The organism is Ferrimonas lipolytica, from assembly GCF_012295575.1.
Classification (GTDB): Bacteria; Pseudomonadota; Gammaproteobacteria; order Enterobacterales; family Shewanellaceae; genus Ferrimonas; species Ferrimonas lipolytica.
Window position 1 is genome coordinate 3,313,051 of sequence record NZ_CP051180.1, and the last position, 13,920, is coordinate 3,326,970.

The following is a 13,920-nucleotide window of genomic DNA, read 5'->3' on the forward strand; positions in this document are numbered from 1 at the left end:
CCACAAAAAATGTTAAGCTAATCACAGTTTAGCCGTTTTTGGATTTTCGCTTTGCCTAACATCGCTCACGACATCGCTCTCAGTGCCACGCTTAATACCAGTAGATTGGGCTTCGCTCTGACTCAGCTAGGCCCTGAGCGGTCGGCATTGCTGCAACAACTGCCTTGGTTTTTACACAGTAACCAACCCGGTCAGCCCGGTTTTGTATTTAATGCCCCATTCGGTTTTGTCGAACCGCCGATCACCGTTGGCGATGTTGCCCACCTGAACGCGCAAAGTGGTCCACTGCTTGGTTTCTACACCATGGGCAGCAGCGGCAGCGTCGGCCAGGGGCCAGAGTCTGATTTCGATTGCTGGCTTATCTATCCGCCGCAATTGGACAATGCCAGCCTCGAAGCTCTGGAACTTAAGTGTCGCTTGCTCAGCGACTTCTACCTCCACAACGGCATCGAATTGCATATCTTCTTGCTGACGCCGGATTGGATGGAGCGAGGTCAACGCGGCAAGCTCAGTAAAGAACATAGTGGCAGCGCCCAGTCGTGGCTGCTATTAGAAGAGTTTTATCGCAGCCAAATTCACCTTGCTGGTAAGCCTTTGGCATGGTGGCCCCATGCACCTCAGGATCACCCGCAGTTGCTCAGCTTGGGTGAACTGCGCCACCTGCCCTCAGCAGAGATCTTTGGCGGCGTATTATGGCACCTATTTAAGGGGTTAGATCGCCCCCACAAAGCGCTGTTGAAGATCCTCCTGCTGGAAAGCTACGTTGCTGATATTCCAGATCTGCGCATTCTTCGTGATGAATTATGGATCCGCCTTAAAGCCGGTAGACCATTGCCGGAGCTTGATCACTATCGGATGATGTTCGAGCGAATTGAAGAGTTCCTAATCAAATTGCGCGATCATCAACGCTTATCCTTGGCTCGACGCTGCTTCTACCTAAAGTGCGGTTTGCCGTTAAGCCAACCACTAAGCCAGCAAGATTGGCGCTACAGTTACCTCCGCGATGGGGTTGAGCGGTGGCAATTCACCCGACAAATGCTTCAACACCTCGACAATGCACATCATTGGCATTCGGGCCAGTTGCATTGGTTTAATGAGCGCCTAAATCATTCGATGTTAACCAGCTATCAGCGTTTAACCCATCTAGCCAAAACATTGCGATTACCTAGTCGGTTGCGGCTCGATGAGTTGACGGTGTTAACCCGCAAGCTATCGGCGCAATATGAAGCGGCACCCAACAAGATTCCTAAACTTAACCGGTTATGGAGTTACGAACTGGGGGAAACTTCATTAACACTTGTTGCAGTGCAATCGAAGAACAATTTGGAACCCGGCTGGTACCTGTACCGGCGTCCGCCTGAGGGCAATAACCTATTTGGTGAAAGCCCGTTGTATCAAAGCAGCAATCGCCTTAATTGCGTTTTATGGGCAGCATCCAACGGCTTAATCGGCCCCGAGTGCGAGATCAATTGCTATCAAGAGAGCCAATGCTGGCACAGCGACCGCTTGTCGAGAATTGGTCAGCAGTTAGGGCAATGGTATCGCCGTACCGAACAGAGCAGCTTTTCAGCCTTGGGAGAGCCGTGGCAGTACCAACGTGCCTTTGTAGTTGCCAACCTCGATCTCGACCCGACCAAGCTGCACCCGCAGGCATCACAATGGCACCTGCAACGTAACAATAATCCGCTGGCACTTGGTACACCGGCACGGAGCATGTTGGGAGATTTACACCTGATCACCACTAACACTTGGGGAGAGCGCCACTGCTTTCAATTTCGTGGTGAGGAGGCCCCACTGCAGTTACTCAATCAGCTCTTTAGCGGCTTAGGTCGCAAACTCGACATCGAGTTCTTATGTTGTGCTAAGCATCAAACCGCCAATATAGAACGGACATTAACCGAACTGGTTCGCAGCGCTGAAATTCAACGCCAATTGCCGACCGAAACGCCGTGGTTTATTGATATTGCCGAACATCGTTATGCGGTGGTGGTATCACGGCGACAGCTACGTTGGCGCCGATTTGATGCAGTTCCGCAGCTACTACGAGAACTACAAATGCCCGCCCCTGAGCCGGATATTCATCTGCCCGAGGTGGTACGAAATAATGCACGGCGGGGTATTACCCAGATCTTTATCGATGATTCCGCGGAGTTGGTGCAGGTGTTTATGTTAGATGTAGATAATCGACTGCAATCATTGCAGATAGAGCAGGCGCGACTGGACGAAACCATAGAGCGCTTTAGCCCACAGTTGGGCATGCCTCTGCAGGCCAATGAGCTAGGAGTAAGTAGCCCCGGTTTCGAACGGCCACAGTTTTACCGCTTGCAGCGCGATCAAAGCAACCAGTGGCAGTTAGCGCCACTGGATAGGTAGCAGCATTTAGCTAAAATCGATGCTTTCGCCGCCCTGCAATGCCACCGCTTCATTAAGTAGGGCGTACAGTTCAACACCACTGCGGTCGTCTATCCACTGCTCGCCATTAAATACAAAGTGGTGGCCATTTTGTTTGGTCGCAACCCACAGTTGATGCAGTGCTTCCTGTTTATTGATAACGATATGGCTGCCATCAACACACTCTAGATCGACCACATTACCGGCTTGCTCGTAATCAAGCTCCAGTTCAGCGTCGTCGATACGCTCGGTGATCTGCTCCATCACAGCGTCGGCTAATTGGTGGTAACGGCTGGTGTCGATCGACATAAATTCGCTCTCTAAATTCAATAACTACCGGATTAGGTTAAGCCAGTATAACAAGCTGCGGAACCAATAAACGATGGCGATAGCGACAAACCCCTCGCCATTGCTATGATAGGTCGATTATTGTTGATCTAAGAGCATTCCAATGCGCCGTATCTCATTACTAATAGCACTTGCCCTCACCCTAACTGCCTGCGGCCAAACTGGGCCGTTATACATGCCGGAACCAGAGCAAGATAACCAACAACAGGGCTAATTTACTGCCGCAACGAATAAGGACATACGTTGGACCACTTCAACTATCACAACAACGCCCTACACGCCGAACAAGTTGCGCTCACCGATATTGCAGCTCAATTCGGTACACCTTGCTATGTGTACTCCCGGGCGACTATCGAGCGTCATTATCAAGCCTTTACCGCAGCGCTATCTGGTCATCCACACCTGATCTGTTATGCCGTAAAAGCCAACAGCAACTTGGCGGTACTTAATGTATTGGCGCGGCTCGGCAGTGGCTTTGATATTGTGTCAGGCGGCGAGTTAGCACGAGTGATAGAGGCCGGTGGAGATCCGACTAAAGTGGTTTTCTCCGGGGTGGCAAAGACAGCCGAAGAGATCGCCACCGCACTCAAAGCAGGGATCCACTGCTTTAACGTTGAGTCCGAGCCAGAGCTGGATCGCATCAACGAGGTTGCTAGGCAGCTGGATATGACCGCCCCGGTCTCGCTACGAGTTAATCCTGATGTTGATGCGCAAACCCATCCCTATATCTCGACAGGCCTAAAGCAGAATAAATTTGGCATCGCCATGGAGCGCGCTGAAACAGCTTATCTGCACGCACAGCAGTTGCCTCACCTAGAGGTGATTGGCGCCGATTGTCATATCGGTAGTCAGCTCACCAGCTTAGAGCCCTTTATCGATGCATTGGATCGATTACTGGCACTGGTAGACCGCTTAGCTGAGCATGGCATCAAGCTAAAGCATTTGGATGTCGGTGGTGGCCTTGGGGTGAACTACCAAGATGAGCAACCACCACTTCCAGCAGACTATGCGACCGCCATCAAGCAGCGCTTAAGCGGTCGCAAGTTAACCCTGATTATGGAGCCCGGCCGTGCCATTATGGCTAATGCTGGGGTGATGCTGACCAAGGTCGAGTTCCTCAAGCAAGGCGACGATCGCGATTTCGCCATTGTCGACGCCGCGATGAATGATCTGTTGCGTCCAGCACTCTACAGTGCCTGGCAAGAGATAGTCGCGGTGACACCACGCCATGGCACAAGCAAAGCTTACGATGTGGTGGGCCCGGTTTGTGAAACTGGGGATTTTCTTGGCAAAGACCGCCAGCTAGTGTTGCAACCCGAGGATCTCCTAGCGGTACGCAGCAGTGGCGCCTATGGCTTTACTATGGCATCAAATTACAACAGCCGGCCACGGGTAGCCGAGGTAATGGTTGATGGCTCGCAGCCATTTTTGATCCGCCAACGCGAGACACTACAACAACTGTGGCAAGGCGAAGCCCTTCTCCCGTAGACTAATTATAATATCGAAAAGTAAGGCAATCCGTTGATACAGTTTTCCAAAATGCATGGGCTCGGCAACGACTTTATGGTGATAGATGGCGTTACCCAACACCTGTATCTGTCTCCCGGAGCTATCCGTCGCTTAGCAGATCGCAACTTAGGGGTTGGTTTTGACCAACTGCTAATGGTCGAGCCGCCTTACGATCCCGACCTCGACTTTCACTACCGCATCTACAACGCCGATGGCAGCGAAGTTGAGCAGTGTGGCAACGGTGCCCGTTGCTTTGCACGCTTTGTAAAACGCAAAGGCTTGATTCACAAAGATGTCATTAAGGTATCGACCCAAGGCGGTAACCTGACTCTGACGTTGGAAGAGAACGATCGCGTTACCGTTAATATGGGCGTTCCTAACTTCGAGCCAGCTTCATTACCATTCCGCGCTAATAAAACGGAAAAGACCTATCTACTGCAGGCCGATAAGCAAGCCGTATTGGCTGGCGCCGTGTCGGTGGGCAATCCCCATTGCGTTATTCAAGTCGACGACATCAATACCGCACCGGTAGAGACCTTAGGGCCGCTGCTTGAAAAGCATGAACGCTTCGGTAAAGGGGTGAACGTTGGCTTTATGCAGGTGCTGAGCCGAGACCACATCAAATTGCGGGTCTTCGAACGGGGCGTTGGCGAAACCAAGGCCTGCGGCACCGGCGCTTGTGCCGCAGCTGTCATTGGCCAACACCAAGGTTTGCTGAGCGATCGAGTTAAGGTTGATCTGCCCGGGGGTAGCCTGCTGATCCGCTGGCGTGGCCCCGGCCAAGCAGTGCAAATGACCGGCCCAGCCGCCCACGTATACGATGGACAGATCCAGATATGAGCCAACCACAGCCTTCCGATCTCGATCCGCTTTTGGTTCGAGACTATCTGCGTGACAACCCGCAGTTCTTTGAACATTTTCCTGAGTTGCTCAACTCGTTGCGGATCAATCACCACCAACGGGGTGCCATCTCATTAGTAGAGCGCCAACAACAATTGCTGCGGCAACGGGTGCAAGAACAAGAGCAAGAGATTACCTCATTGCTAGCTATTGCCACTCGTAACGATGACATCCATAACTTCTTCAGCAAGTTACTATTTGAATTATTGGCCATCAAAGATATCGATAAGATGACCACTCGATTGTGTCGCCAGCTGCAAACCAAATTCCGCTTTACCAGTGTTAAGCTGTACCAACGTGGAGACGACCAACAGTTCAGCAAAACGGAACTGGAAGCGATAATCAAACACCGACTCGACGGTCGTGGCTACTACTTGGGCCGTCTGCCGGCACAAGAAGCAAGGTTACTGGTGGGAATAGAAACCGGGTCAGTCGCCTTAATTGGGCTTGGCGGCAGCGACAACTGGCTCGGCGTACTGGCTATCGCTTCCCATGAACCAAGTCATTTCTCTCCCGAGATGGGCACCATGTTGATCGACAACCTGCAACAGTTACTCAGCCATCGCCTCCAGCATGGATAGCAGCCTAGCGCCGTTCTTAGATTACTTACGCTACGAACGGCAGCTATCAAACCATACGATTAATAATTATCAGCGAGAGCTGCTGCGGCTATTGCCGTTGTTACAGCAACAAGAGGTACAGCAGTGGTCTGAACTTACCCCAGAACACTGCCAAGCAGCGCTCGCCAAGTTGCATCGACAGGGGCTTTCTCCTCGTTCCATTGCATTGGCGCTATCGTCGTTGCGCCAACTCATCGCCCACCTACAGCGTACCAACCAACTACAACATGACCCATGCCATGGTGTGCGGGCGCCTAAGCAGGGCCGCCCCCTCCCAAAGAATCTAGATGCCGATCAGGTGAGTCATCTGCTTGAGTTAACCAGCAACGATCCCTTAGCTGTGCGAGATCGGGCGATGATGGAGCTATTCTATTCATCAGGGTTACGCTTAGACGAACTGGTTGGGCTCGATCTCAATCGGCTCGACCTCGTCGCTGGGCAGGTAAAGGTTTTGGGCAAAGGCAATAAAGAGCGATTGCTACCGGTAGGTAAGCTTGCATGCCAGTGGTTACAGCGTTATCTGCAACTGCGACCCAACTTTACCAATGCCACCACCGAAACGGCGCTGTTTCTATCACAACAAGGGCGTCGCATCAGTCATCGCAACGTACAGGCTCGCTTGAGCCAATGGGGCCAGCAACAAGGGCTTGATGCTCGAGTGCACCCTCACAAGCTGCGACATAGCTTTGCCACACACATGCTCGAAGCCAGTGGCGATCTGCGCGCAGTACAAGAGTTATTAGGCCACGCCGATCTGTCCACCACCCAAATCTATACCCATCTCGATTTTAAGCATCTGGCGACCGTCTACGATCAAGCCCATCCAAGATCAAAAAAACGCCGGAACAAATAACCGTCTCCCTGCACCAAATTCGGTCGGAGTAACACCGGTTTGACTCAGTCAGCAGCTGGCAGCGAATCTCACTTAGATCACCACGATCTCGTTAATTGAACCTTAGTCAGAATAAATTTACTTTAAGTTAAGTGTTTCTTAAAACGACGGTCACAATAAGTTCAACGCATGAAAAAATAGAATAATAACTGTGACTTAAAGCAACGCCGAATCCGCTTCACTGCTCTACAGTGGCGGAAATTTCAGTTGTTTAGAGCTATATGCAGTCACAGTCAATGAGAGTTCTAACAGGGTTTGTTCAACTTTTTGCGTTGGTTGTATCAGCTCAACCAGCGCTAGCGAACGAGCAACCACTGCGCCAGTTTCAGGGCTATACCATGGGGCAGGAATATGAAATTAATTGGCGCGACAACGGGCTGGAACAACAACAATTAAAGCAACTTAAACAATCCATCAAAGGCACCTTCAACGGCATAGACGGCACCATGTCGACCTGGCGACAACAGTCAGAATTGAGCCGTTTTAATCAGCTTGAGCACGTCAACCAAGTCAGTATCAGCGACCATACCGCCACCGTTATTGAACGCGCTTTAGAGCTTGGCCAACTTACTAGTGGTGCCTTAGACATCACCGTTGCTCCTCTAATGAAGCTGTGGGGATTTGGCGCCAATAACAGTACCCAAGCACCAACACGGCAACAACAGCTGCAGGTATTGGAATACACCGGCCTGGATAAGATCGAACTAGACCACAACCAGCTCAAAAAGCGCGATAAGCGGGTACAACTGGATCTCTCCTCGATCGCCAAAGGTTATGGCGTCGATATGGTCGGTAAGGTGCTGGAGCGCTACGGCATTAACCACTACATGATTGAAGTTGGTGGTGAGATTCGCACGAAAGGACAACCGATACCCGGCCAAGATTGGCAAGTATCTATCTCCCAGCCAGCGATATTCAGCGATGAATCAGCATTAACGTTGAACCTGAGCGGCCACTCTATTGCCACCTCAGGCGACTATCGCCAATTCTTTAGCGACGCTAACGGCCAACGTTACTCCCACATTATCGATCCAGTCAGCGGCAGCGCCAAGGTGCGCGATGTTGCCTCCGCCACTGTGATTGCCGATGACTGCACCAGTGCTGATGGGTTAGCGACAGCGTTGATGGTGATGGGAATCGATAAGGCGTTGGCCTTTGCCGAACAACAGCAACTGCCAGTGCTGCTCATTGCCGCGAAAGAGGGGCAGTTCACACTGCACCGCAGCAGTCATTTAAATCAGTTTATACACCGGTAGCTATTCGCTACCAATCACACCATCCTAGCAGGGATATATTATTATGATGATCAAAAAAGCGTTTGTACTTAGTGCAGTTTGCGCTTCCGTTCTAGCCGTGACTGGCTGTAGCGAAGATAAAGAGTACGTTCAGGATCCAGCGTTACAACAAGAGGTTGATCTGTTAACTGCTGAAGTTGAAGCACTCGAAAAGGCCAATAAGACCTTGGCGGCGGATAACGCAGTTCTGGAAGAGCAGACCAGCACCTTCGTTTCTAACTTCTCTGAGCAATGTGCCTCTATCGGCATTAACTTCGACTATGTTCAGCCGGGCGATGGTGATTTCCGTGGCGCATCGGTAGCGGCATTCTCTACCGTATCAGCTGAGGTTGCATGCAGCGATTGTCACTACGCTGATAACGATCTGGGCGCACCAACGAACCACGGTGCAGGTGATAACTGTGAAAGCTGCCACAGCAACCCACACGTAGAGCAGGAGCCGATTGAGGGCAACCCAACCGACCCAACCTTCCCACAACCGGAGTTTGGTTCTGGTGTTGTTGACGCCGAAACCGGTGCATCAGGCCCTGATTATTACACCAACGGCTCTTACCTGAACGCAGACTACTTGGTTGCCCAAGGCGATAAGAGTGTAACGCGCTACGAATGGATTGAAGCGGGCGATGACACCGAAACTCCATTAACGAGCTTAGCTCAAGCTTGTAGCACCGAAGATCGTCAACACGTTGAAGAGATGTTCCCTAACGACGGTAAAGCCTATGAGCTAACCAGCAAGAGTAACAGCCTTGCAGCTAAGACCGTTTCTACCGTGTCACTGTACGACGCCGACTTCCAGCTGATTGACGCACCACAGGCGAACGTTGCTACCTTTGGTTATGCCATCGAAAAAGACGCCAGCGCCACTGAGTTGGGTGAGATGTACAGCACCAGCATGACCATCAACTTGAACAACACCTGCCACAACGCCTTTATGAATGGCGATGCACGTCTGGAGTGGTACGAGTACGATCCAACTCAAAGCGTTAAGACCGACCTCACGCAACCAGCCCGAAACCGCGGTGCACGTATTTTGGTAGAGACCGATTACGCCAAATCATCGATGATGCGTGCAGAAGGTTGGACCCTGACTCCAGTATTTGGCGCACAAGTGGGCGAAACCTTATCTGCTGAAGAGTTCAAAGCAGCCTATGAGAGCAATGCTGGCACCGTGACCTGGTGTGACCTGCACTTTAAAGTGAAAAGTATTATTCCTTTAGGATAATTAATTCACTGCATTAAACGGCGCCAATACGGCGCCGTTTTTTAATCTAATAACGTCGATTCACTCGTAAAAAATCATTAACAACAGCCAATAAATAGTAATACATAATTAACGCCGCCTATTTTTTGACAAACGTCAGCATTCGGTTATTTCTCGTAAAAACGTCCATATATCTCACTAGCGATTATAAAATTTTGAGCAAATATGTTCCCCTCCCCTCAAACAACTATCGCTAGTAAAAGACAAAATTCGAAATTAAATAATCAGCAAAAGCAAGAAAAAAGCGGAATAATAAGTTATAAAGTACAGATGCAGTTAATATCTCTAAAAAAACGTTAAGACAGTTAATCTAATGATTAAATTGTTGTGAATTGCTAAATTTAGGATAGAAGGGCACTTTAAATCCGACTTAATGAAAGAGAACCTGGATGTTCAAATATGCACCATCACACTTGCAGATTGATCGCCACTTAAGTGGGTTTGACGCGACAATAACACAGCGGTTTAGTTGGCTCAGGCGGTGCATAACCGCAGTTACCTTTCCCCTGTTTTTGCTCTGTTGCAGCTTTACTGTAACCGCCATCGACTACCGCTTCGATACACTACAGGTAGAAAATGGCTTACTGTCTAACTATACCAATGTCATCTTTCAACAGAGCAACGGCTATGTATGGCTCGCCAGCGACCAAGGCGCTAGCCGCTATGACGGCCATCGCTTTGAGCACTACCGCCACAATCCTGGGCATATTCACCACTTATCCAACAATATAATCACTGGATTTGCTGAGGACAGTAGCGGCAACGTTTGGGTAAGTACCGAATTTGGCCTGAATAAAATCAGCCCCGATGGCAGGGTTAAACATTACCTTCCTGCTCCAACCAATTCCAATGCCATCGCATCATCATTTATCATGAGTATCTTCGCTGACGATTCCCAGCGAATATGGATCAGCGGCGAAAATGGCATTCAGTATTACCATCCAAGCAGTGACAGTTTTGTCACTATTAAAGCATTTGATAAACATGGACATATAATAAATTCTGGTGAATTCAATCAGTTTGTACAACTGGATAATGGTGAACTATTTATTGCTTCTGATTCTGGCTTGCTGCAAGCCAATAATAGCCGTAGTGAATTCAACTCCATTGTGACTGATGACCACTCGAGCGAAATACTGCAAAGCCCAATCAGCTACATTCAGTCACTGTCAGGCAACCGACTGATTGTCGCTAGCACTCCATTTGGGATCCACCTATTTGATCAGAACAATGGCCATGCCTCTGCGCTTTTTAATAACTCTAGCGATGTTGTTATCGAAGGACGTGAACTCCATGCTGTACTCGAAATTAGCAACGGCGATGTATGGCTTGGCTACAGTAACGGCATTGCCGTTTTAGATAGCCAATTGCAGTTCGTTTCAACCATTAAATCGGACGAACTTAACCGCTATTCGCTCCCCGGTAACACTGTCTTTCACCTGCTCCAAGATCGCTCCGGCTTAATTTGGGTGGCCAACACCAATGGTGTATCTACCTATTCCTACCTGCGTGCGTCAACCACCTTGTATCAGCGGGGGACAACAGCAAATAGTCTCTCCTCTAATGACGTCAATGCCATCAGTAGCTCAGGTAACCAACAGTTATGGATTGCTACCGATAATGCTATCGCCTACTTGTCTTCAAAGCACACCCCACTCGAGCAGTTTTCATTTGCCGATAATCCACCTTCACGTCATATCTGGCAGGTGCGACAGTCGGTCGATAACCGCTTATGGTATGCCGCTTCGGACGGCATTGGCTTTATTGACAAAAACCAAGGTATAAGCCGCCACTTTAGTAATCGCAGCAGTGGCTCTAGTGTTTTGCCAAACGTCGACATCTTTACCGTATTACCGGATGAGCACGGCGGGGTGTGGTTTACTGGTCAACATCAAACTGGACTGCAATATTTTCATCCTGATGATGGTATGGGGGCGCGCTACTTAGACGCAGCGCATCCATACTCAGCCATGGATCATTTCACCTATAACACAATCTGGGGAGCGCAGGGTGAGATCTGGATGGCCACCACCAATGGCGTTTATCGCGTTGATCCAAACACTGGTGAGTCACAACACTACCCCCTCTCCAACCAGAGTGAGTCTGCTCGAGCAACAGACATCACCTTGCACCCCTCAGGCGATATTTGGGTATCGTCACAGGGCGCTGGCTTAGTGCAACTGCAACACCAGCATGGCGAGGAGCACTACCGCGTTAATCACATTCAGCCATTGCCCAATGCCGAGTTGCCAAGCTTTAAAGCAATAGCTGCCGATACCAACAACGCTAATCTATTGTGGCTTATCTCACCGTACCACTTATATCGTTACGACATTCAGCAGCAGCGATTCAACTCTTTCCCAAGCCTGATTGAGTCGCGCAATCTCTCTTTTGTTGATACCGGCCTAGCTCATAACGGCGACAACCTCTACATCGCTAGCAATATTGGCCTGATAGAAATAGATACCGAGCAGCTACAACCAAATACCTTTGAACCACCGGTGCTCATCACCCATGTTAAAGCTAATGGACGTAAGGTCGTTGCTAATGCGGCATCGACAAAAGAGCGCATAGCATTACCGTATCAAGACAATACACTTGAATTCAGTTTCGCTGCACTGGACTTTACTGCCCCCAAACGCAACCAACTTAGGTATCGCCTAGTTGGTGCAGACGACGATTGGATTGAGGCTCAAGGGGAGACTTCAGTTACCTATACCAATCTTGGCAGCGGCGATTACCATTTTATGGTCGAAGGCAGCAACAGCGATGGTCGTTGGAGCAGCCACATTGGTCATTGGTACTTCAATATTGCCCCACCATGGTGGGCTTATACCCTCGCGGGGCTGTGTTTAGTTATCACACTATTGGGCTATGTTTTTGCCAAACACCGCATCGCCCGAATCGATATGCTGAGGAGCATGGCCTTTACTGACAGTCTCACTGGTTTGGCCAATCGGGCCAAATTTATCGCATGGCTCGACAAAAAGTGCGCCAACAGCAATACCCCCTTCAGTGTGCTCTACATCGATCTAGATAACTTTAAATACATCAACGACAGCTTTGGTCACAACGTCGGCGATCTGTATATCCATACCATTGCCACCAAGATCAAACGCACCGTACGTCCTACGGATAGACTCGCACGTCTTGGGGGCGACGAATTTGCCATCATTGTCGACGGCCAGTTAAATAAACAAGATTCAGACGGTCTAATCGCGCGCTTACTCAATCGGATTGCCATCAAACATCAACTCAATGGTCAAAACATCCAAGGGTCCGCCAGCATCGGGATCGCCTGCTACCCAGGCGATGGCGCCGATAGCATGACTTTGCTGAAAAATGCTGACACTGCCATGTACGCCGCCAAGCGGCGTGGCAAGAACATCTACAACTTTTTCAGTGACAGCCAAAGTCAGCAGATGCACCACGAATTTAACCTTAGCAGTGAGATCCATCTAGCCATCTCAAAGCAACAGATTCACGTCTATTATCAGGCTAAAATCTGTGTTGTAACCGGCAAGATTAGTGGGGCCGAAGCGCTGGCTCGTTGGCTCCACCCATTACGAGGGATGATTTCACCAGTTGATTTTATTCCAGTGGCTGAATCCAATGGCACCATAGTCCCGATGGGACAACAGGTACTTTATAACGCCTGTAAAAGTGCCAAAGAGTGGCATGATTCGGGACTGCTAACCGGCCCTATGTCAGTAAACGTATCGGCATTAGAGTTGCGTAGCGAACGCTTTGTTGAGTCGGTTCTAAATACGTTAGAAAAAACCAAACTACCAGCAGCAATGTTGGAGCTGGAGCTGACTGAATCGCTGCTAGTAGAAAATATTCATGTAGCCAGCGACATTATCAACAGGCTCCGCCAGCACGGTATTCGAGTCTCTTTGGATGATTTTGGCACCGGTTATTCGTCACTCAGCTATTTAGAAAAGTTGCCGTTGGATACCCTTAAAATCGACCGCAGTTTTATCAGAAAAATGTCTACAGACGGCAATGAGAACAAGGTATTACGTGGCGTATTGCGGTTAGCAAAAGAGCTAGGGCTTGATGTGGTTGCAGAAGGCGTTGAAACCGAACAACAGCTACAGCAATTGCATCAATATCAATGCCAACAGGCGCAAGGGTTTCTGATCTGTAAACCCATCGATCGTGATGCCTTCAACCAATTCTTACAAGCCCGCGCCGATTACCCAAATGGTTCCAAAAAAACGTCGCCAAACGCAGCCATTGCTGTTGTTAGTTAACGAATATATAGGCGCTGAACAGCCCCCACGACAACAGTAGCAATGCCCATGGCACCATCGAGCTATTTTGCTGCTTTGGCTCAGGCACAACCTCAGGCTCGACATTACTCGACTTGAGTTGCTGCCGCTGCTGTTGTTTCTTGGCTTTGTCCGCTGCCCGCGCTTTTATTTTTTGCTGCTTCTTGTACTCAGCAATCCCCTTCTCTATCCCTTTGGCTATCAACCGAGTCTGCTCTTTAGTTTGCCCCGGTTTTTGCGTCGCTTTGGCCATTGCAGCGGCATCTTGTTGCACCCGTTCTGATACTTTGTCATTCGCGCTCAAAAAATCACCCACCCATATAATTGATAAATATATTAAAGTTCGAACAATGTTTACTTGTTTGTTTCATTTTTAAGATTTATTGGTTACGGTCGATAACAAAGAGGGAAGAAAAATTCCTTCAGCGTC

11 protein-coding genes are annotated in these 13,920 nt (G+C 49.5%); 9 read left to right on the plus strand and 2 right to left on the minus strand.

Annotated features, from left to right (window positions below; all coding sequences use genetic code 11):
- Nucleotides 1-51: 51 nt before the first annotated feature.
- Nucleotides 52-2,373 (plus strand): class I adenylate cyclase, encoded by a 2,322-nt coding sequence (locus HER31_RS15070; RefSeq protein WP_168661749.1) that lies wholly within the window; start codon nucleotides 52-54, stop codon nucleotides 2,371-2,373.
- 6 nt (nucleotides 2,374-2,379) lie between these two features.
- Here HER31_RS15070 and cyaY read toward each other — a convergent pair whose 3' ends face one another.
- Nucleotides 2,380-2,700: an iron donor protein CyaY gene (gene cyaY / locus HER31_RS15075; protein WP_168661751.1), complete on the minus strand. Its 321-nt coding sequence runs from the start codon at nucleotides 2,698-2,700 to the stop codon at nucleotides 2,380-2,382.
- A 142-nt stretch (nucleotides 2,701-2,842) separates the two neighbouring features.
- Here cyaY and lptM point away from each other — a divergent pair, with 142 nt between their 5' ends.
- The 8 genes from lptM to HER31_RS15115 all read left to right on the plus strand — a co-directional run bounded on the left by lptM (nucleotide 2,843) and on the right by HER31_RS15115 (nucleotide 13,472).
- Complete coding sequence (gene lptM / locus HER31_RS15080; protein WP_168661753.1) at nucleotides 2,843-2,953, plus strand: LPS translocon maturation chaperone LptM; 111 nt, start codon at nucleotides 2,843-2,845, stop codon at nucleotides 2,951-2,953.
- Between the two features lie 29 nt (nucleotides 2,954-2,982).
- Nucleotides 2,983-4,227, plus strand: a complete 1,245-nt coding sequence (gene lysA, locus HER31_RS15085) for a diaminopimelate decarboxylase (protein WP_168661755.1) — start codon at nucleotides 2,983-2,985, stop codon at nucleotides 4,225-4,227.
- A gap of 33 nt (nucleotides 4,228-4,260) precedes the next feature.
- Nucleotides 4,261-5,088: a diaminopimelate epimerase gene (dapF, locus tag HER31_RS15090; RefSeq protein ID WP_338030604.1), complete on the plus strand. Its 828-nt coding sequence runs from the start codon at nucleotides 4,261-4,263 to the stop codon at nucleotides 5,086-5,088.
- Nucleotides 5,085-5,729 (plus strand): DUF484 family protein, encoded by a 645-nt coding sequence (locus HER31_RS15095; protein ID WP_168661757.1) that lies wholly within the window; start codon nucleotides 5,085-5,087, stop codon nucleotides 5,727-5,729. Before dapF ends, HER31_RS15095 begins: the two co-directional genes overlap by 4 nt.
- Nucleotides 5,710-6,621, plus strand: coding sequence for a tyrosine recombinase XerC (gene xerC / locus HER31_RS15100; RefSeq protein WP_420811020.1), 912 nt, complete (start codon nucleotides 5,710-5,712; stop codon nucleotides 6,619-6,621). The genes HER31_RS15095 and xerC overlap by 20 nt, the downstream gene beginning before the upstream one ends.
- A gap of 275 nt (nucleotides 6,622-6,896) precedes the next feature.
- The gene (locus tag HER31_RS15105; RefSeq protein ID WP_168661761.1) at nucleotides 6,897-7,916 is read left to right on the plus strand and encodes an FAD:protein FMN transferase; all 1,020 of its coding nucleotides are present in this window, start codon (nucleotides 6,897-6,899) and stop codon (nucleotides 7,914-7,916) included.
- A gap of 43 nt (nucleotides 7,917-7,959) precedes the next feature.
- Nucleotides 7,960-9,177: a hypothetical protein gene (locus HER31_RS15110; RefSeq protein ID WP_168661763.1), complete on the plus strand. Its 1,218-nt coding sequence runs from the start codon at nucleotides 7,960-7,962 to the stop codon at nucleotides 9,175-9,177.
- Between the two features lie 428 nt (nucleotides 9,178-9,605).
- Nucleotides 9,606-13,472, plus strand: a complete 3,867-nt coding sequence (locus HER31_RS15115; protein WP_168661765.1) for an EAL domain-containing protein — start codon at nucleotides 9,606-9,608, stop codon at nucleotides 13,470-13,472.
- On the opposite strand, the gene HER31_RS15120 is transcribed toward HER31_RS15115, so the two are convergent.
- A complete protein-coding gene (locus HER31_RS15120; protein ID WP_168663389.1) occupies nucleotides 13,465-13,743 on the minus strand; it encodes a DUF2956 family protein in 279 nt (92 codons plus the stop codon). The genes HER31_RS15115 and HER31_RS15120 overlap by 8 nt on opposite strands.
- Between the last annotated feature and the right edge of the window lie 177 nt (nucleotides 13,744-13,920).